Origin of the sequence: Polaromonas sp. AER18D-145, from assembly GCF_002379095.1 — a bacterium.
Taxonomy (GTDB): domain Bacteria; phylum Pseudomonadota; class Gammaproteobacteria; order Burkholderiales; family Burkholderiaceae_C; genus Polaromonas.
In genome coordinates this window covers 35,148-53,717 of the sequence record NZ_NBZV01000001.1, presented here as the reverse complement: position 1 = coordinate 53,717, position 18,570 = coordinate 35,148, and the positions used below count along the sequence as shown (strand labels likewise).

Here is an 18,570-nt window from a genome sequence, read left to right as displayed (position 1 = left end):
TTTTACTGTTCGGGTCCGAGAAAGAGCATCTGCAAATCGTTCAGGAAGTCAAAGCCGTGCTCGGTCGGCTTGACACGCGCAAAGTCGCGCTCGATCAGGCCCTTGCGTTCGGCCTCGTCCAGCCCGGCCTGGATCGCCGTCAACGGCAAGCCGGTTTTTTCTGCAAAGTCCTGCAGCTTGAAGCCCTCTCGCAGGCGCAGGACGTTAAGCATGAACTCAAACGGCAGGTCGGCGCGGCTGACCTCGGTGTCCTGCGCCACGGGCGTGCCGGCGAACGCCTTGTCCATGTAGAGCCTGGGCTCCCGAAAGCGCACCTGGCGCACCACGCGGTGCGCAAAACTGAGTTTGCTGTGGGCGCCAGCACCTATGCCGAGATAGTCGCCGAACTTCCAGTAGTTCAGGTTGTGCAGGCAGCGGTGGCCGGGCCGGGCGTAAGCCGACACTTCGTACCGGTCCATGCCCGCCACGCCGGTCAGTTCGGTGATGCGGTCCAGCATGGCGTAGGCGTCGTCTTCTTCCGGAAGCGCTGGCGGGTACTTGGCGAAGTAGGTGTTCGGTTCAACCGTCAGGTGGTAAATCGAGATATGCGGCGGCTGCAGCGCCAGCGCCTGCCGCATGTCCTGCTCCAGGTTCTCCAGCGTCTGGCCCGGCAGCGCGTACATGATGTCGAGGTTGAAGGTGTCAAAGGCCTGCGCGGCCTCTTCGACCGCGGCAAGTGCCTGGGCGCGGTCATGCACGCGGCCCAGGGCTTTCAGGTGCCTGTCGTCAAAGCTCTGCACACCAACAGACAGCCGCGTGACCCCGGCGCTGCGAAAGGCCTTGAAGCGGTGTTTCTCAAACGTGCCGGGGTTGGCTTCGAGCGTGATTTCGCAGTCCGGCTCCAGCCGCAGCCGCGCGCGGATGTCGCCCAGCAGGCGGTCAATGGCTTGCGGCGAAAACAGGCTGGGCGTGCCGCCGCCAATGAAGATGCTGTGCACCGTGCGGCCCCAGATCAGCGGCAGCGAGGCTTCGAGGTCGGCCATCAGCGCGTCGAGGTAACGCTGCTCGGGCAGTTCGCCCTGCGCCTCGTGCGAATTGAAATCGCAGTAGGGGCATTTTTTCAGGCACCAGGGCAGGTGCACATACAGCGACAGCGGCGGCAAGGCGCTCAGCTGCAGCGTGCCGTCGCGCATGTAGTGCTGGATGTCCTTGAGCCCCGCCCCGGTTTCCTCCAAGGGCGACGCGCTGACAACAGGAATGGGGAAGGTCATAAGAAGAAAGCGAAAGCGCTCACAACCAGAGCTCGCGCATCAGGTCCATCATCTGGCGTGCCGCCATGCCGCGGTGGCTGTTGGCGTTTTTCACCTCGACCGGCAATTGCGCAAAGGTCTTGCCGAAGGCCGGAATGTACATCACCGGGTCAAAACCAAAACCGTTGCTGCCCACCGGCTCGCGGGCGATCTCGCCGCTGACCCGGCCCACCGCAATCAGAGGCTCGGGGTCGTCGGCAGACCGCAGCGCCACCAGGGTGCTGACCAGCGCGGCACGGCGCTGGTCCATGCCCGCCATCTGCTCGAGCAGGGCGCGCACATTGTTGTCGTCGCCTTTGTCGTAGCCAAACTGCGTGGCGTAAAAAGCCGTGTCCACGCCCGGCAGGCCGCCAAAGGCATCGACACACAGGCCGGCGTCGTCGGCCAGCGCCGGCAGGCCGCTCAGGCGCGACGCGTGACGCGCCTTGGCCAGGGCGTTTTCGACAAAGGTTCGAAAAGGTTCCTCGGCCTCCGGGATGCCCAGGTCGGACTGCTTCACCAGCGTCACGCCCAGCGGCGCCAGCATGGCCTGGAGTTCGGCCAGTTTTCCGTGGTTGTTCGATGCAAGTACGATTTTCATAAACAAAATATGGCCTCAGCCCAATCAATACACGCGCAAGCAGCTATCAATTCAGGAGCGACTGCTGTTGCAGCGCGACCAGCTCGCTGATGCCTTTTTCAGCCAGCAGCAGCAGTGCGTCCATTTCCTGGCGCGAAAAGGCCGCGCCTTCGGCGGTGCCCTGCACTTCAACGTAATGGCCGGCGCCGGTCATCACCACATTCATGTCGGTATCGCAGCTCACGTCTTCAATGTATTCGAGGTCGAGCAAGGGCGTGCCCTGCACGATGCCGACGGAAATGGCGGCCACGTGCCCGATGATCGGCGTTTCCTTGAGCTTGCCTTCGGCCAGCAGCTTGTTGACGGCGTCCTGCGCCGCGACAAAGGCGCCGGTGATGCTGGCGGTGCGTGTGCCGCCGTCGGCCTGGATCACGTCGCAGTCGAGGTGAATGGTGCGTTCGCCGAGTTTTTTCAGGTCAAACACCGCGCGCATGGATCGGCCGATCAGGCGCTGGATTTCCTGCGTGCGCCCGCTCTGCTTGCCGCGCGCGGCCTCGCGGTCGCTGCGGGTGTGGGTGGCGCGCGGCAGCATGCCGTATTCGGCGGTGACCCAGCCCTCGCCGCTGCCTTTTTTGTGGCCCGGCACTTTTTCCTCGACCGAGGCGGTGCACAACACGCGCGTCGCGCCAAACTCGATCAGGACCGAGCCTTCCGCATAGGCGGTGTAGGCACGGGTGATGCGCACCGGGCGCAACTGGTCGGCGGCACGGGCGCTGCTTCGCGAAAATGAACTCATGGTCAGGGCTTTCTGGCGTCACTACGCCCGGGAAACAGAAAAGAAAGAAAGGGAAAAGTCAGGCCCAAGACAGCACCTGGGCCCATGGCGGCCAGGCTGGAAAATCAGGCCTTTTTTGCCGCCGAGCGGCGTATCGCCTCGTTGATTTCGGCGATGGAGCGTTCGATCGCTGCATCGTCAAGGTCTTCGACGCTGGAGTCGAGCACGCCGGCCTGGATGGTCGATGCAAATACGCCATCCATGATGCTGTCGGTCGAGACGCCGCGCGTCGATTCGAAAGCGTCGGGCGTTTCCCACTCCATGGCCAGCACCGTGACGTTATCGCTGTGCTCGCCGCCATTGCGCAGCGCATGTTCAACCATGTCGGGCACAGCGTCAGACACGCTGTTGCCAGCCATGTGGCGCACAATTTCGGCGTCGGTCAGCGTGCCCCACAGGCCATCGGAACAGAGCATCAGTTTGTCACCCTGCTGCAGGACCACCGGGCCGGCGATGTCAAACACCGGCTTGGAAGGGGAGCCCAGGCAGGTGAACAGGATGTTGCGGTTCAGGCGCTCGAATTTGATGATGCCAGCGTTTTGCTGCTCCAGATAGGAGTGGTCGCGCGTGCGGGTCAGCAGTTCGCCGTCACGCACCACGTAGAGCCGCGAGTCGCCGCAATGGGCCCAGGTCGCGCCCGAGCCCTGCAGGATGGCCGCCACCACCGTGGTCCGCGGTGTATCGAGCATGCCTTTTTCGCTGGCATAACGGATGATCTGGTGGTGCGCCGCCATCAGGGCCGACGAGAGGAAGTCGGTGGTGTCCCTGACCAGCGGCCGGGCTTCCTTCTGATACAGCGCAGAAATGGTCTGCAGCGCCAGCTGGGCCGCGACCTCACCTTCGGGGTGGCCGCCCATGCCGTCGGCCAGCACAAACAGGCCTGACTCGCGGGTGTAGCAATACCCCATGCGGTCTTCGTTTTTCTCGCGACCGCCCTTGCGACTGACCTGAAAGACCGAGAATTTCATTTGAATTTCGTCGCAAAGCCAGTGGCCTTGCGCGCGGTTTTCTTGGTGTCTGACACCATGTTGTCAAACTGCAGCCGCATTTTTTCGCCGACGGTCAGCTTGGTGTAGCGCCGCTCACCCTCGCGGCTGAGCTCTTTCTGCAGGGCAAAAACCGATTGCGGTCGCGACAAGGGATCGAGTGACATGCACCATTCAACCACTTCAATGAGGTTGTCTGAATACACGCCGCGCAAACGGGAGAGTGCAAGCGACAGACGGTCTTTTTCCAGGCGTTGCGGCGCGTCGTTGGGCGGGTACCCCTGCATGGTTGCGTAAATGCAGGCGCCGATCGCGTAAATGTCGGTCCACGGCCCCATCGACGAATCACGCCGGTACATCTCGGGCGCAGCAAACCCCGGGGTGTACATGGGCCGGATGAAATTGCCTTCCTTGCTCAGCACCTCGCGGGCGGCGCCAAAGTCGATCATCACGGCCTTGTTGTCATCGGTCACGAAGATGTTGGCCGGCTTGATGTCCAGGTGCAGCATCTTGTGCTGGTGCACGATGCGCAGCCCGCGCAGGATCTCGTCAAACAGTGAGCGGATGGTCGACTCGCGAAACACCTTCTGTTTCTTGAGCTCGCGTGCGGTGATGATGAAATCCTGCAGGGTGCCGCCCTCCAGGTAGTTCATCACCATGTAGACGGTTTCATTTTCGCGGAAGAAATTGAGCACGCTCACCACGGACGCGTGCGAGATCTGGGCCAGCGAACGGCCTTCCTCGAAGAAACTTTTCAGTCCCAGCCGGTACAGCGACAGCTTTTCGGGCTGCACCTGGGGCAGCAACTCGCCCGGCGGGCGGCTGGCCAGCGAGGACGGCAGGTACTCCTTGATGGCGACCTGCTGGCCCTCATTGTCAACAGCCAAGTAAACTACCCCAAACCCGCCAGCCGACAGCTTGCGCACCACGCGGTAGCCACCAATGACGGTATCGGGTGGAAGTGGCGCGGGCTTGACCTTTGACATAATTCGGGATTAAGCAAGGTGACGGGATCACCAAGTCCTGTTTCTCTACAAAAGCGTATTACTAAATGTCAGTTTACAGCATGACAGGCTATGCAGCCGTCCAATCCACCCCTGCGCGAAATACCCCGGAAACGGACGCCGGGACGGACGCCAGCGCACGCTTGGGCGTGGAGATACGTTCGGTCAACAGCCGCTTTCTGGATCTGGCATTCCGCCTGCCCGATGAGCTGCGCCAGACCGAACCTGCCCTGCGCGAACTGCTGACCGGCAAGCTCAAGCGCGGCAAGATAGAAATGCGTGTCTCGCTGGAGAGCAGCTCCGGCAGCAGCCTGCGCGCCCCGGCGGCCAGCACGCTGCAGCGACTGGGCTCGCTGGAAGACACGGTGAAATCCTGGCTGCCCCACGCCGCGGCCCTGAGTGTGGCCGATGTGCTGCGACTGGCAAGCGGCGAAGACAAAACCACCCACGACTACAGTGACGAGTTGCTCAAGCTGTCCAAAAAAGCCCTGAAGGACCTGCTGGCGGCCCGGGAGCGTGAAGGCGCCCGGCTGGCGCAGATGCTGCTGGACCGCACGGCCCAGTTGCGGGCGCTGGCAGCCTCGGCCGTGCCCATGGTGCCCAAGCTGGTCGAGCAGCAAAAAATCCGTTTCATGGAGCGCTGGCAGGAAGCCATGGCGTTGGGCGGCGGCAGCACCCTGCCCGAAGCGGCACAGGACCGGGCCCTGACGGAAGCCACCTCCTTTGCGATACGCATTGATGTGGCGGAGGAGATCACGCGGCTGTCGTCCCATCTGGACGAAATCGACCGGCTGCTGGCCGCTGGCGGCGAAGTCGGCAAACGGCTCGACTTCCTGATCCAGGAGCTGCACCGTGAAGCCAACACGCTGGGCTCCAAATCCGGGTCGCTGGAACTCACCCATGTCTCGGTGGACATGAAGGTGCTGATCGAGCAGATCCGCGAGCAGGTCCAGAACATCGAATGAAACAGGGCCCCCACGCTCCCCCACTTCGTGTGGGTCGCTGCCCCCCGAGGGGACTGGCCTTGCTCGGGGCGGCCCTTCGCAGCGGCCGCGTGCTCAGAACAAAGGATCACTGATGGATTACCCCGGAAACCTGTTTGTTGTCGCCGCGCCCAGTGGGGCCGGAAAATCCAGCCTGGTCAAGGCCCTGATGGAGCTCGATGCGCGGGTGCAGCCGGCGGTGTCGCACACCACCCGGCCGCCGCGCGGGCAGGAGAAACACGGCCGCGAATACTTCTTCATTTCGCCCGAGGAGTTTGACGGCATGGTGTTGCGGGACTCCTTCCTGGAGTGGGCGCATGTGCATGGCCACCGCTACGGCACCTCGCGGCAGACGATCGAGGAACGCGTGGCGACCGGTGCCGACGTCATCCTGGAAATCGATTTTCAGGGCGCGATCAACATCAAGCGTATTTTCAACAACGCGGTGCTGATCTTCATCCTGCCGCCCAGCTGGGAAGAGTTGCGCTCGCGGCTGGAGCGGCGCGGCGAGGATACGCCGGAAGTGATCGAATTGCGGCTTAAAAACGCAGCCGTCGAGATGGCCCAGGCCCACGAATTCGATTTCGTTATAATCAACGAGTTATTTGAACGAGCCGTTTTCGATCTGAAAACCATTGTTCATGCCCAGCGGCTCAAGTTTGCAGCCCAAAGACGTGCCCGCGCCGAGACCTTCCAGGCCCTGCACATTGCCTGACCTGCTGCTGCTTCATTCCCCCTATTGCATTTAACCCGGAGATCATCATGGCCCGCATCACTGTTGAAGACTGCCTGGAAAAAATCCCCAACCGCTTCCAGCTCGTTCTGGCCGCGACCTACCGCGCGCGCATGCTCAGCCAGGGCCATGCCCCCAAAATCGAGAGCAAGAACAAGCCTGGCGTGACCGCCTTGCGCGAAATTGCCGAAGGCAAAATCGGCCTCGAAATGCTGAAAAAAGTCCCCAGCTGAGACGCCCGCCCTCTCCTCCAAAAAGCACCGCCTGCGGTGCTTTTTTGTTTTCCCGACGTCGTGTAATGCCCGCTTTTTGCACGTTTTATCGGCACCACGATACATTTAAGGCATGAGCGCCCTGGATTTCCCCATCGCAACCGTCAAGTCCACCCCGGCTGCCGCCAACGCAGCTGCGGCGAGTTTTGCTGCGCTCACGGCCAAGCTGGACTACATGAGCGCCGAGGACGTCAACAACGTCCGGACCGCCTACCGCTTTGCCGATGAAGCGCATCTGGGCCAGATACGCAACGGCGGCCTGCCCTACATCACCCATCCGATCGCCGTGGCGCAGCAGTGCGCCGAATGGAAGCTGGACGCGCAGGCCCTGATGGCCGCCCTGCTGCACGATGCGATCGAGGACTGCGGCGTCACCAAGCCGGAGCTGATCGAGCGTTTTGGCGCGCCGGTCGCGGAACTGGTGGACGGCCTGACCAAGCTGGAAAAGCTGGAGTTCAACACCCGCGAGGAAAACCAGGCCGAATCGTTCCGCAAGATGCTGCTGGCGATGGCCCGCGACGTGCGCGTCATCCTGATCAAGCTGGCCGACCGCAGCCACAACATGCGCACGCTCAGCGACGTGCCGCGCAGCAAGTGGAACCGCATCTCGCGCGAGACCCTGGACATCTATGCGCCGATTGCGCACCGCCTGGGCCTGAACGCAACCTACCGCGAGCTGCAGGACCTGGCCTTCCAGCACCTGTACCCCTGGCGCTACGCCACGTTGACCAAGGCCCTGGCCCGCGCCCGGGGCCGCCGGCGCGATTTGATCAAGCGGGTTCAGTCCGAAGTGGAAGCAGCGTTTGCCAGCGCCGGCATCCAGGTGCATATCTACGGGCGCGAAAAAGCGCTCTATTCGATCTACCGCAAGATGGACGAAAAACACCTGTCGTTTGCCCAGGTGACGGACATCTACGGCTTTCGCATCATTGTCGCCAGCGTCACGGCCTGCTACACCGCCATGGGCGTGCTGCACCAGCTCTACAAACCGCTGCCGGGCAAGTTCAAGGACTACATCGCGATTCCCAAGGTCAATGGCTACCAGTCGCTGCACACCACGCTGGTCGGCCCCTTCGGCACCAACATCGAATTCCAGATGCGCACCGAGGCCATGCACATCGTGGCTGAATCCGGCGTTGCCGCACACTGGCTCTACAAGGCCACCGACCCGGACAGCGATGCTTCGCAGCGGCTGGGCACCCAGTGGCTGCAGTCCCTGCTCGACATCCAGCACGAAACCCGCGATGCCGCCGAATTCTGGGACCACGTCAAGATCGACCTGTTTCCCGACGCCGTGTATGTGTTCACGCCGAAAAGCCAGATCATGGCCATGCCGCGCGGCGCAACCATTGTCGATTTTGCCTACGCCATTCACAGCGACGTGGGGCACCGCGCCGTGGCCGCCAAGGTCAACGGCGAACAGGTTCCGCTGCGCTCGGAGCTGCACAACGGTGACGTCATCGAGATCATCACCGCGTCGGTCTCCAGCCCCAACCCCGCCTGGCTGGGCTTTGTGCGTACCGGCAAAGCCCGATCGAAGATTCGCCATCACCTCAAAACCATGGCCCTGAGCGAGTCGCAGGACCTGGGCGAGAAAATGCTGGCACAAGCCCTGCGGGCCGAGGGCATAGACAGCGACCGGTTGTCCGAAGACGACGACGCCTACCATGCCACCTGGGACAAGATCCTGCGCTTCAGCGGCAACCGCACACGCGCGGAGTTGCTCACCGATATCGGGCTGGGCAAACGGATCGCCAGCATGATCGCCAAGCGCATCGTCACCCTGCTGGCTGAAACCGGCGAAAAACCGGACCCCTTGCTGATGAGCCGCGAGCGTTACACCGCGCACGAGTCGATTTCGCAGGGTGCCCTGGTGCTGGACGGCAGCGAAGGCGCCTCGGTGAAGTTTGCCGCGTGTTGCCGCCCCATTCCGGGCGACGCCATCGTGGGTTATCTGGGCCGCGGCGAAGGGCTGGTGGTCCACACGGACGACTGCGCCGTCGCCAAAAAGCTGCAGCACCGCGACAGCGAGCGCTTCATTGCGGTCGATTGGTCGGACGAACCCACCCGTACCTTTGAAACCGGCCTGCTGGTCACGGTCACCAATGGCAAAGGCGTGCTCGCCCGCGTGGCTTCGGCGCTGGCCGCCGCTGAGGCCGAGATCACCCATGTGGACATGGGGCAGGATCCGGCGCAGGATGCGACCGACCTGCGCTTTGATGTGGCCGTGCGTGACCGCATCCACCTGGCGTCCGTCATGCGCAGCGTCAAGCGCACGCCGTCGGTTTTACGGGTCCAGCGCGCCAAACCAGGCGTCTGAGCGGCCCCGGGGCGGTTTACCTCATGTCCGGTGCTGCGCGCCGGTGGCCTCTGGCGCCGGATAACTGACCTGCATCACCTCGATGTCCTTGAGTCCGCCCGGGGTTGCCAGTTTCACCTCGTCGCCGATCCGCGCCTTGAGCAGCGCACGGGCAATCGGTGAGATCCAGCTGACTTGATTGCGCGCACTTTCCGCCTCGTCAATACCCAGGATGGTCACCGTCTGCCCGGATCCGCTGCTGTCGATGTAGCTGACGGTGGCGCCAAAAAACACCTGGTCACTGCCATGGTGCACGGCAGGGTCGGAAATTTCGGCGATTTCAAGCCGCTTGGTCAAAAACCGGATGCGCCGGTCGATCTCGCGCAGCCGCTTCTTGCCGTAGTGGTAATCGCCGTTTTCGGAGCGGTCGCCGTTGCTGGCGGCCCAGTGCACCACCTCCACCACCTTGGGACGCTCGTTGTCGATCAGGTCCAGCAGCTCGGCCTTGAGCCGGGCGTAACCCTCGGGCGTGATGTAGTTTTTGCCGCCCGCAGGCAAAGGCGGCAGCGACAACTCGTCATCGTCGTCCGCGTCGGTTTCTTTGGTGAAGGCTTTGCTCATGAGGGACTGAGGCAGTCAAAACGTGTCCATATCAGGACATCGTAACGAAAAAGCCCTGGAACCTTGCGGTTCCAGGGCTTGACGTTTGGTGCGGCTGGCAGGAATTGAACCCACGACCCCTTGGTTCGTAGCCAAGTACTCTATCCAACTGAGCTACAGCCGCTAAGCCTCGAATTATAGCCTACTAATTGGGTGGTAGGGCGTGAGTGATTTGAACAATCGACCAAAGGAGACTGATACTTTGCTCTCAGATCAGTGCCCCAAGTCTGCAACCAGCTTATCAGCCGCCTGAACGGCTTCATCACGCGTGGGCCAGGTCCTGTCGCTGCCATGCAACGGCGGCAGCGATTCAACATGAATGACTTCGATATACCAAGGACCGTCAGGGAAGTGGCACAGCCTGACCATGTAGTGCCGGCCGCTTGCTACGCCGGGGACGTATTCCTCGATCGGCTCTGGTTCTTCTTGTTCCATGAAGTTTTCTTTCTAAACACCAATTATCCGCAACCCACGCCGCCCGCCTGGCGGGTTTCCTGTTTCTGAAGACATCATGGCCGTAATTGATCTTTTTGCCAGCGCTGGTGGCTTTTCTACTTGAGCCACGATGGCAGGCTGTGACGTCGGTCAATCCTTGAGGTTCACTCCCAGCTCAGCAAGCTTTCTCGCATAGGAATCCCTGCGTTTTGCTGCCTTTGCCGCCGTTTCGACTGCTGCCTGAATCGCCTTGGGTCCCTTGGTTGCAACAGCCTTGATCAATCCGAACTTGTGAGCGGCATCTGCCTCCGCCCTCCTGTAAGTAGCGATGAGTTTGGCGTGGGCAACGGGGTGATTCACAGAAACCTCTTTATCTAAAGCGCCATTTTCTGCGCATTTTTTTCGCCCATAAGGCTGATCGCTATTCAACTCAACTGTGATCCGCACAAAATCATCAAGGATGCAGACGATCTGGCCAAGCAACTTGAGATCAGCGGCGTCGATGTTCCTGCGCGCAAAGACGAGACCAACAAAGCAGCCTTGTTGGTGGGGCTGGGACTACTGCTCGCGCTAATGTCCAAGGGGTGAGGCGCATTGTGACGGTCGGGGGCTTACCGAGCCGCCACAAATTTCAGTTTTCCAGAACCCAGAAACAACAACGCCCCAGAGCCCGAAACCGGACGCTGAGGCAGAGATTTGAATGAAAAGTGGGTGGTAGGGCGTGAGTGATTTGAACACTCGACCAAAGGATTATGAGTCCTCTGCTCTAACCAACTGAGCTAACGCCCCACGTCGCCAATGCAGATTGTACCGGCCCTACTTGCTGTGGCTCAGTGCACTACTGACCATCTTGGCGGTGATGTCGACGATCTGGATCATTTTTTCATAGGGCATGCGCATGGGCCCGATCACACCCAGGGTGCCCACGACCTTCCCGTCCACCTCGTAGGGTGCGGTCACGATGGACAGCTCCTGGTAGGGCACGACCTGGCTTTCGCCGCCAATGTAGATGCGCACGCCCTCGGCCCGACTGGACACGTCGAGCAGGCGCATGAGCTGGGCTTTCTGCTCGAACAGGTCGAACAGCTTGCGCAGGTTGCCCATGTCGCTGGAAAAATCGCTGACCGCCAGCAGGTTGCGCTCGCCCGAGATCACCACCTCGTCGCGCGACTCGATCGCTTCGGTGCTGACCTGCACCGCCGCCTGCATCAGGCTGGCGATCTCGCCGCGCAGGGCCTCGACCTCGCTGCCCAGCCGCTCGCGCACTTCCTCGATCGCCATGCCGGCGTAGTGCGAATTGAGGAAGTTGGCCGCTTCGATGAGCTGGCTCTGGGTGTAGTCGGTCTCGGTGAAGATGACCCGGTTCTGCACATCGCCGTCGGGCGAGACGATGATGACCAGGATGCGTTTTTCGGACAGGCGCAAAAATTCGATGTGGCGGAACACGGACGTGCGGCGCGGGGCCATCACGACACCGACAAACTGCGACAGGTCCGACAGGATATTGGCGGCGTTGCTGAAGACCTTCTGCGGCTGGTCCGGTGCCAGGCGGGGTGTACCCAGCGCGCCGAGCGACGAATACTGGTCGCGCTGCATGGTCAGCATGGTGTCGACAAACAGGCGGTAGCCGCGAGCAGTCGGGATGCGGCCGGCCGAGGTGTGCGGGCTGACGATCAGGCCCAGGTCCTCCAGGTCGCTCATGACATTGCGTATGGTCGCCGGCGACAGGTCCAGCCCAGAGGCCTTGGACAAGGTGCGCGAGCCGACCGGTTGACCGTCGGCGATGTAGCGCTCCACAAGCGCTTTTAACAACAGTCGGGCACGTTCATCAAGCATGAAGCCATTCTACGAAGCTTGGCAAGAATGTTGTGATGTAATTTGGCGATGAAGTCGCAATTTCGTCACGTCGCCCTGATCGGGAAGTACCACGCACAGGGTTCACGCTCCGCGCTGGAGGAGATTGCCCACTTTCTGCACGCGCAGGGTTGCGAGGTCACGCTGGAAAAAGACACGGCCAGCAACACCGGCCTGACGCAGTACCCGGTCCTCGATGTGGCCGGCGTCGGTGCGCATTGCGACCTGGCACTGGTGGTCGGGGGCGACGGCACCATGCTGGGCATAGGACGGCAGCTGGCCCAGTTCGGTGTGCCGCTGGTCGGCATCAACCAGGGCCGCCTGGGCTTCATCACCGACATCGCCTTCGAGGATTTCCAGACGGCGCTCGAGCCCATGCTGCGCGGCGAATATGACGAAGACCGGCGCTGGATGATGCAGGCCAAGGTGGTTCGCGACGGCCGCTGCGTCTTCAGCGCCACCGCGATGAACGATGTGGTGGTCAACCGGGGGGCCACTTCGGGCATGGTCGAACTGCGGGTCGAAGTCGATGGCCGTTTTGTGGCCAACCAGCGCGCCGACGGACTGATCATCGCCACGCCAACCGGCTCCACGGCCTACGCGCTGTCGGCCGGCGGCCCGCTGCTGCACCCCTCGATTTCCGGCTGGGTCATGGTGCCGATTGCGCCGCACACGCTGTCGAACCGGCCCATCGTACTGCCTGACACGGGCGAGGTCACCGTGGAAATTGTCGCGGGCCGCGATGCCAGCGCCAATTTCGACATGCAGTCGCTGGCCAGCCTGCTGCACGGCGACCGTATCAGCGTCAGGCGTTCGGAGTACCAGATGCGCTTTTTGCACCCCAAGGGCTGGAGCTACTTCGACACCCTGCGCAAAAAACTTCACTGGAATGAAGGTGCGGTATGAGTCTTAAAAACATCGCCCTGCGCGACTTTGTCATCGTGCGCGAACTCGCGCTGGATCTGGACAGCGGTTTCACCGTCCTCACCGGCGAGACCGGCGCCGGCAAGTCCATCCTGATCGACGCCCTGCAACTGGCCCTGGGCGCACGCGCCGACGCCGGTGTGGTGCGCGAGGGCGCCCAGCGCTGCGAGATCAGTGCCACCTTTGACGCGCCGGCCCAGCTGGGTCCCTGGCTGGACCAGGCCGGCTTTGCCGCCGAAGACGACTTGCTGCTGCGCCGCACGATCGATGCCCAGGGCAAAAGCCGGGCCTGGATCAACGGCAGCCCGGCCACGGCCACCCAGCTGCGCGAGATCGCCGACCTGCTGGTCGATATCCACGGCCAGCATGCCTGGCAAAGCCTGACCCGACCCGATGCAGTGCGCGGCCTGCTCGATGCCTACGCCGGCGTGCCGGCCCAGGCCCTGGCGCAACCGTGGCAGGCCTGGCGCAGCGCCCACAAGGCCCTGCTTGACGCGCGTGAGGCGCAGGACAGCCTGCAGCGCGAGCGCGAACGCCTGGCCTGGCAGATCGGCGAGCTCGACAAGCTGGCTCCGGGCGAGCACGAGTGGGAAGAACTCAACACCCAACACAGCCGGCTGTCCAATGTGCAGGCCTTGCGCGACGCGGTGCAGACGGCGGTCGATGCGCTGCAGGAGTCCGACGACAACGCCACTGCCCTGCTGGCCCGCGCGCTCACAGCGCTACAGAATCAGGAGCACATCGAGCCCGAATTCAAAGGGCTGACCGAGGTTTTGGGCAGTGCCCTGGCGCAGGTTGAAGATGCCGTGCATTCGCTGCATGGCTACGCCCGGCACGCCGAGCTGGAGCCGCAGCGGCTCGCCGAACTCGATGAGCGCCTGTCGCTGTGGGTCAGCCTGGCACGCCGCTACAAACGCACGCCGGCCGAGTTGCCGGAACTGCTGGCCGCCTGGCGCAGCGAGCTGCAAAAACTCGATGCGGCAGCCGACCTCGTGGGCCTGGAAAAAGCCGAACAACTGGCCCAGGCCGCCTACCTGGACGCAGCACGCCAGGTGTCGAAAGCGCGCAGCAAGGCCGCGCCCCTGCTGGCCAAGGCCATCACCCAGGCGATGCAGGGCCTGGGCATGCAAGGCGGCAAGTTTGAAGTGGCCCTGGGCAAGCTGGAGCAGCCCGCGCAGCACGGCCTGGAGCAGGCAGAATTTCTGGTCGCCGGCCACAGCGGCAGCACGCCGCGGCCGGTCGGCAAGGTCGCCTCCGGCGGCGAGTTGTCGCGCATTGCGCTGGCCATTGCCGTCACCACTAGCCAGCTCGGGCAGGCGCAAACCCTGATTTTTGACGAAGTGGATTCCGGCGTCGGCGGCGCCGTGGCCGAAACCGTGGGCCGCCTGATGAAGCAGCTCGGCAAGGACCGGCAGGTCATGGCCGTCACCCACCTGCCCCAGGTCGCGGCCTGTGCCGACCATCACCTGATGGTGGCCAAACGCCCGGACAAGGGCCAGACCGTGAGCACCGTCGAGCTGGTCCACAGCGAGCAGCGGGTGGCCGAGGTGGCCCGCATGCTGGGCGGCGAAAAGCTCTCCGGCACCACACTGGCCCACGCCAAGGAGATGCTGGGCCAATGAACGCCGCCGCCGACCCCGCGCCGGATCCGGCCCCGGATATGGACATGGTGCTGATCACCGGCATGTCCGGTTCCGGTAAATCCATCGCACTGCATGCCCTGGAAGACGCAGGCTACTACTGCGTGGACAACCTGCCGCCCGAGCTGCTGCTGCCTTTTGTCGCGCTTGAAAAGCAGCACGGCGCCAGCAAGGTGGCGATCGCGATGGACGTGCGCAGCGCCACCTCGCTGCCGCTGGTGCCGCTGCAACTGGCGCAAATGAGGGAAGAGGGCGTGGCGGTGCAATCGGTGTTTCTCGACGCCAGCACCGACACGCTGGTGCGGCGCTTTTCGGAAACCCGGCGCATGCACCCGCTGTCGCGGCGCAACGACCTGGACCAGCAGCGGGCCCTGGTCGATGCGATTGGCGAGGAGCGCGAGCTGCTCGGCGAGTTGCGCGAGCATGCCCATGTCATCGACACCAGCATGATCCGGCCGTCCCAGCTGCAGGGTTATGTGAAGGCGCTGATTTCCTCACCGGCCACCCAGCTGACCCTGGTGTTTGAATCGTTTGCCTTCAAGCGCGGCGTGCCCGTCGACGCCGACTATGTGTTTGATGTGCGCATGTTGCCCAATCCGCACTACGAACCGGAATTGCGCCGCCTGACCGGCAAGGACGAAGCGGTGGTGAGCTACCTGCAAGGCCACCCCGAGGTGGGCGACATGTTCCGCCACATCGAGCAGTTCATCGGCCACTGGCTGCAGGCGCTGGCCCGCGACCACCGCAGCTATGTGACGGTGGCGATCGGCTGCACCGGCGGCCAGCACCGCTCGGTGTACCTGGTCGAGCAGCTGGCGCAGGCCTTCGGCCCGCACTGGGTCACCCTCAAACGCCACCGGGAACTCGACGCCGCCCCGTGAGCCTGGCCGTCGCAGGCCGGTTTACTCTTTTTTTGATAGCTGCCTGCGACCGTCCCTCAAGGGCTGGAGGCCTTTTTCATCACAAACCACGGGGAATCAGGCCGCGCGCTGCGCAAGCAACTTTCTGACCGGTGCAGGCAGTCCCAGGGCTTCCCAGGCATCGCGCGCAAACCAGGCACCGGTGCCGGGGAGCCAGGTGGTGCTGGCCTCCCGGGCCGACAGCGCCAGCACCATGGGCGACAGGCGCAGGTCCTTGTGGGTCAGCACATGCACAAAGGGCTGGATCGCCGTCAGGCGGGGCTGCAGGGACGCGGGCAAGGCCGCCAGCAAATCCCCTTCGCTGCCGAACACCGGAAAACAATAAAGACCGCCCCAGATGCCGGGCGCAGCACGGCGCTCCAGCCACACGCTGCCGTCGGCTTTTTCTGCCCACAGCAGCGCGAGCGACTGCGCGCTGCGCTTGAGCTTGCGGGTCTTGACCGGGAAACTTTCCGGCGTGCCGCCGGCCAAGCCCCGGCACATGCCCTGCACCGGGCACAGCAGGCAGGCGGGCTGGCGTGTCGTGCAAATCGTGGCGCCCAGATCCATCAGGCCCTGGGTGTACCGCGGCATGGTTTCGGGCAGCTGGCGGCGCGGCAGCAGCTCGGTGGCGATGGCCCACAGCTTGCGCTCCTGCGCGCTGGAGGCCAGATCGCCGGAAAACGCGGTGACCCGGGTCAGCACCCGCTTGACGTTGCCGTCCAGGATGGCCACCCGCTCCGAAAAACAGAAAGAGGCGATGGCCGCTGCGGTCGAAGGCCCGATGCCCGGCAGGGTTTGCAACAACTCCGCCGTCTGCGGAAACTCTCCGCCGTGCAGGCACACGACGTCCTGCGCGCAGCGGTGCAGGTTTCTGGCCCGGCTGTAATAACCCAACCCGCTCCACAAACCCAGCACATCGTCCTGCGCTGAAGCGGCCAGATCGGCCACCGCCGGAAACCGCGCCAGGAAGCGGGCGTAGTAATCAAGCACCGTGGCCACCTGCGTTTGCTGCAGCATGATCTCGGACAGCCAGACGCGGTAAGGGTCACGCGTGTTTTGCCAGGGCAGGCTGTGGCGTCCGTGGCTTTTCTGCCAGCGCACGACCTGCGTGGAAAACCGGCTCCCCAGTGCCGCCGCCTGCAAACCGGTTTCGGTCGCCCCGGAAAGCAGCGGGGGCACACCGGCGCCGGGCGTGGAGGTCAGGGCCATGCCCGCGCTCAGGCGGCCTGGATCATTGCTGCGGCCGGGGCCGCCAGAGCCGGGTCATGCGGACTCGCCGGTGCATGCACGAGCTGGTTCGTCAGTTCGTCGAGCTTGCCGTCCAGTTCATCGAGCGCGCGTTCATGAACGGCAATTTCAGCAATGCGTTCGTCCAGGCCGGTGGCGGCCTGCTGGATGCGTTCGATCGCCTCGATGCGGCGGCTGAAGTTGCGCCGGCGTTCCTTGAGCTGGGCATCGAGCTGCGAGGCGGCCGACTTGTTCCACAGCTCGACCTCACCCAGCGCGGTCTCGTAGACCACGCGCAGGCGCGTGGCCAGGGCCCGCACCAGCCGTTCGGAAAAATCCGGCTGCGCCAGCTTGAGGATGTTGGCCACGCCCAGGTATTGCAGGTGGCTGCGCTCGATCTGCTCCAGGTCCACCAGGAAACGGTTCATTTCGGGCTCTTTGGGCGCCTGCAGGGAAAAGCCGAACTCGGCATTGAGCTGCTTGAACGATCCGCCCAGCATGCGCTGGATGTCAGCGCTGGTGGTCTGGGCTTTCTGCAGTCCTTCGCGCAGCCGCGCAAAGGTCTGGCCATAGGCTTTCTTGACGCCCAGCTTGATGCCTGGCTGCTTGAGTGCGTGGGTCAGTTCGGCCAGTTCCGTCTTGAGGGTCGGTGTGCCCAGCAGGTGGAACACTTCCCTGAGCAGTTTCAGGTGGATGGAACGCACGGCCTGTATCTTGGCGCCGCTGGCGTTGAATTCGACCTGCTCCTGCTCGATGCGTGAACGCATGTGTTTGATGACCGAGTCGTTCTTGCCGCGCAGACCGCGCAGCTCGATCATCTGCTCGGCCAGGTCGCGGCGACGGATGTGGATGACGCGGCCGGCCTCGGCACGCAGCTCGACAATGCCGGCGGCCACCGCAGAGCGGAGTATTTTCTGCCGCTGCCCCATCACGCCCTGCGCCAGGGCCAGCTCCAGCCCGGGCAGGCAACTGGCCTGCAGCAGCTTGTCATCGCCTGTGACCTTGGCGACCAGGCCTTTCTGGGCCGAGACGGGAATGACCTGGGCCACCGGCAGCCCGAGAATCTCCGCCGAGCTTGCACGCTGGCGGTCGATCTGGGCCTGGATCTGCGCGGGCGAGCTCAGGGCGTCCCACAGGGTGTCTATCTTGTTGAGCACCACCAGGCGGGCATCGTTGTCGTCGCCCTCGGTGATCAGGTGTTCACGCCAGATGGCCAGGTCGGATTTGGTCACGCCGGTGTCGGCCGCCAGGATAAAGACCACGGCGTGGGCCTGCGGAATCAGGCTCACCGTGAGTTCCGGCTCGGCGCCGATGGCGTTGAGCCCCGGGGTATCCAGAATCACCAGCCCCTGCTTGAGCAGCGGGTGGGCGATATTGATCAGCGCATGGCGCCACTTGGGCACCTCGACCAGACCGGCGGCATTGACCCGCGGATTGTCCTGCGGCGCGTCGTCATGCCAGAAGCCCAGCGCGCGCGCCTCGTCCTGCGTGACATGACGGACTTCGGCCACCTTTTCGAGCGCCTTCGAGAGCTTGACCGGGTCGTTCACATCGAGGTCGACCCGTATCCATTTCTCGGGAACCATGCGCCACTCCATCAAGGCCTGCGGCTTGAGCCGGGTCTCGATGGGCAACAGGCGCAGGCAGGGCGGCGCGTCCGCGTCGTAACCCAGCTCGGTCGGGCACATGGTGGTGCGGCCGGCACTGGCCGGCATGATACGCCGGCCGTAACCGGCGAAAAAGATCGCATTGATCAGCTCGGACTTGCCGCGCGAAAATTCGGCAACAAAGGCCACCATGACCTTGTCCGAGCGCACCTGCGACTCCAGCCGGAGCAGGCGCTCTTCCACGGCGGCATTGAGCAGATCGTGGCCCTTCATCCATTCGGACAAAAGCTTGAGGCGCAAGGCAAACGCGCGCCGCCAGGCGCCGTGCTGGTCAAATTGTTCGTTAAAAGACATGGTGCGC

General features: G+C 63.3%; 18 protein-coding genes and 2 tRNA genes. 7 read left to right on the top strand and 13 right to left on the bottom strand.

Features of this window, described 5'->3' with window-relative positions:
- Positions 1-2 precede the first annotated feature (2 nt).
- The 5 genes from hemW to B7G52_RS00270 all read right to left on the bottom strand — a co-directional run bounded on the left by hemW (position 3) and on the right by B7G52_RS00270 (position 4,655).
- Positions 3-1,250, bottom strand: a complete 1,248-nt coding sequence (gene hemW / locus B7G52_RS00290; protein ID WP_096695452.1) for a radical SAM family heme chaperone HemW — start codon at positions 1,248-1,250, stop codon at positions 3-5.
- A gap of 19 nt (positions 1,251-1,269) precedes the next feature.
- Positions 1,270-1,869 (bottom strand): RdgB/HAM1 family non-canonical purine NTP pyrophosphatase, encoded by a 600-nt coding sequence (gene rdgB / locus B7G52_RS00285; RefSeq protein WP_096695451.1) that lies wholly within the window; start codon positions 1,867-1,869, stop codon positions 1,270-1,272.
- 46 nt (positions 1,870-1,915) lie between these two features.
- Complete coding sequence (gene rph, locus B7G52_RS00280) at positions 1,916-2,644, bottom strand: ribonuclease PH (protein WP_096695450.1); 729 nt, start codon at positions 2,642-2,644, stop codon at positions 1,916-1,918.
- 104 nt (positions 2,645-2,748) lie between these two features.
- Positions 2,749-3,651: a PP2C family serine/threonine-protein phosphatase gene (locus tag B7G52_RS00275; RefSeq protein WP_096695449.1), complete on the bottom strand. Its 903-nt coding sequence runs from the start codon at positions 3,649-3,651 to the stop codon at positions 2,749-2,751.
- Positions 3,648-4,655, bottom strand: a complete 1,008-nt coding sequence (locus B7G52_RS00270) for a serine/threonine-protein kinase (protein ID WP_077592949.1) — start codon at positions 4,653-4,655, stop codon at positions 3,648-3,650. Before B7G52_RS00270 ends, B7G52_RS00275 begins: the two co-directional genes overlap by 4 nt.
- 65 nt (positions 4,656-4,720) lie before the next feature.
- Here B7G52_RS00270 and B7G52_RS00265 point away from each other — a divergent pair, with 65 nt between their 5' ends.
- From B7G52_RS00265 to B7G52_RS00250, 4 genes are all read left to right on the top strand, one after another.
- Positions 4,721-5,638, top strand: a complete 918-nt coding sequence (locus tag B7G52_RS00265; RefSeq protein WP_096695448.1) for a YicC/YloC family endoribonuclease — start codon at positions 4,721-4,723, stop codon at positions 5,636-5,638.
- Positions 5,639-5,750: 112 nt separating this feature from the next.
- On the top strand, positions 5,751-6,371 hold the full coding sequence (gene gmk / locus B7G52_RS00260) for a guanylate kinase (protein WP_096662934.1): 621 nt from the start codon (positions 5,751-5,753) through the stop codon (positions 6,369-6,371).
- A gap of 47 nt (positions 6,372-6,418) precedes the next feature.
- A complete protein-coding gene (rpoZ, locus tag B7G52_RS00255) occupies positions 6,419-6,622 on the top strand; it encodes a DNA-directed RNA polymerase subunit omega (RefSeq protein ID WP_096662930.1) in 204 nt (67 codons plus the stop codon).
- Between the two features lie 112 nt (positions 6,623-6,734).
- Positions 6,735-8,981, top strand: coding sequence for a bifunctional (p)ppGpp synthetase/guanosine-3',5'-bis(diphosphate) 3'-pyrophosphohydrolase (locus tag B7G52_RS00250; protein WP_096695447.1), 2,247 nt, complete (start codon positions 6,735-6,737; stop codon positions 8,979-8,981).
- Between the two features lie 21 nt (positions 8,982-9,002).
- On the opposite strand, the gene greB is transcribed toward B7G52_RS00250, so the two are convergent.
- The 6 genes from greB to hrcA all read right to left on the bottom strand — a co-directional run bounded on the left by greB (position 9,003) and on the right by hrcA (position 11,891).
- Entirely contained in the window at positions 9,003-9,581 is a 579-nt protein-coding gene (greB, locus tag B7G52_RS00245; protein ID WP_096695446.1) for a transcription elongation factor GreB, read from the bottom strand.
- Between the two features lie 86 nt (positions 9,582-9,667).
- A tRNA-Arg gene (locus B7G52_RS00240) sits at positions 9,668-9,744 on the bottom strand.
- A gap of 89 nt (positions 9,745-9,833) precedes the next feature.
- Positions 9,834-10,055 (bottom strand): hypothetical protein, encoded by a 222-nt coding sequence (locus tag B7G52_RS00235; protein WP_096695445.1) that lies wholly within the window; start codon positions 10,053-10,055, stop codon positions 9,834-9,836.
- Between the two features lie 150 nt (positions 10,056-10,205).
- Positions 10,206-10,538: a hypothetical protein gene (locus B7G52_RS23905; RefSeq protein WP_240523258.1), complete on the bottom strand. Its 333-nt coding sequence runs from the start codon at positions 10,536-10,538 to the stop codon at positions 10,206-10,208.
- Positions 10,539-10,767: 229 nt separating this feature from the next.
- Positions 10,768-10,844, bottom strand: a tRNA-Ile gene (locus B7G52_RS00225).
- Positions 10,845-10,871: 27 nt separating this feature from the next.
- Positions 10,872-11,891: a heat-inducible transcriptional repressor HrcA gene (hrcA, locus tag B7G52_RS00220; protein WP_096695444.1), complete on the bottom strand. Its 1,020-nt coding sequence runs from the start codon at positions 11,889-11,891 to the stop codon at positions 10,872-10,874.
- Between the two features lie 48 nt (positions 11,892-11,939).
- Here hrcA and B7G52_RS00215 point away from each other — a divergent pair, with 48 nt between their 5' ends.
- Genes B7G52_RS00215 through rapZ form a run of 3 tightly spaced genes read left to right on the top strand, consistent with a single transcriptional unit; the run spans position 11,940 to position 15,354 of the window.
- Positions 11,940-12,815, top strand: a complete 876-nt coding sequence (locus B7G52_RS00215; RefSeq protein ID WP_096695443.1) for an NAD kinase — start codon at positions 11,940-11,942, stop codon at positions 12,813-12,815.
- Complete coding sequence (gene recN, locus B7G52_RS00210) at positions 12,812-14,455, top strand: DNA repair protein RecN (protein ID WP_096695442.1); 1,644 nt, start codon at positions 12,812-12,814, stop codon at positions 14,453-14,455. The genes B7G52_RS00215 and recN overlap by 4 nt, the downstream gene beginning before the upstream one ends.
- Positions 14,452-15,354 carry an RNase adapter RapZ gene (gene rapZ, locus B7G52_RS00205; protein ID WP_240523257.1) on the top strand — a complete coding sequence of 301 codons (903 nt, stop codon included), beginning with the start codon at positions 14,452-14,454 and terminating at the stop codon, positions 15,352-15,354. Before recN ends, rapZ begins: the two co-directional genes overlap by 4 nt.
- 96 nt (positions 15,355-15,450) lie before the next feature.
- On the opposite strand, the gene mutY is transcribed toward rapZ, so the two are convergent.
- Positions 15,451-16,584, bottom strand: coding sequence for an A/G-specific adenine glycosylase (gene mutY / locus B7G52_RS00200; protein WP_096695441.1), 1,134 nt, complete (start codon positions 16,582-16,584; stop codon positions 15,451-15,453).
- Positions 16,585-16,592: 8 nt separating this feature from the next.
- Positions 16,593-18,563 carry a dynamin family protein gene (locus B7G52_RS00195; RefSeq protein ID WP_096695440.1) on the bottom strand — a complete coding sequence of 657 codons (1,971 nt, stop codon included), beginning with the start codon at positions 18,561-18,563 and terminating at the stop codon, positions 16,593-16,595.
- Positions 18,564-18,570: the final 7 nt, after the last annotated feature.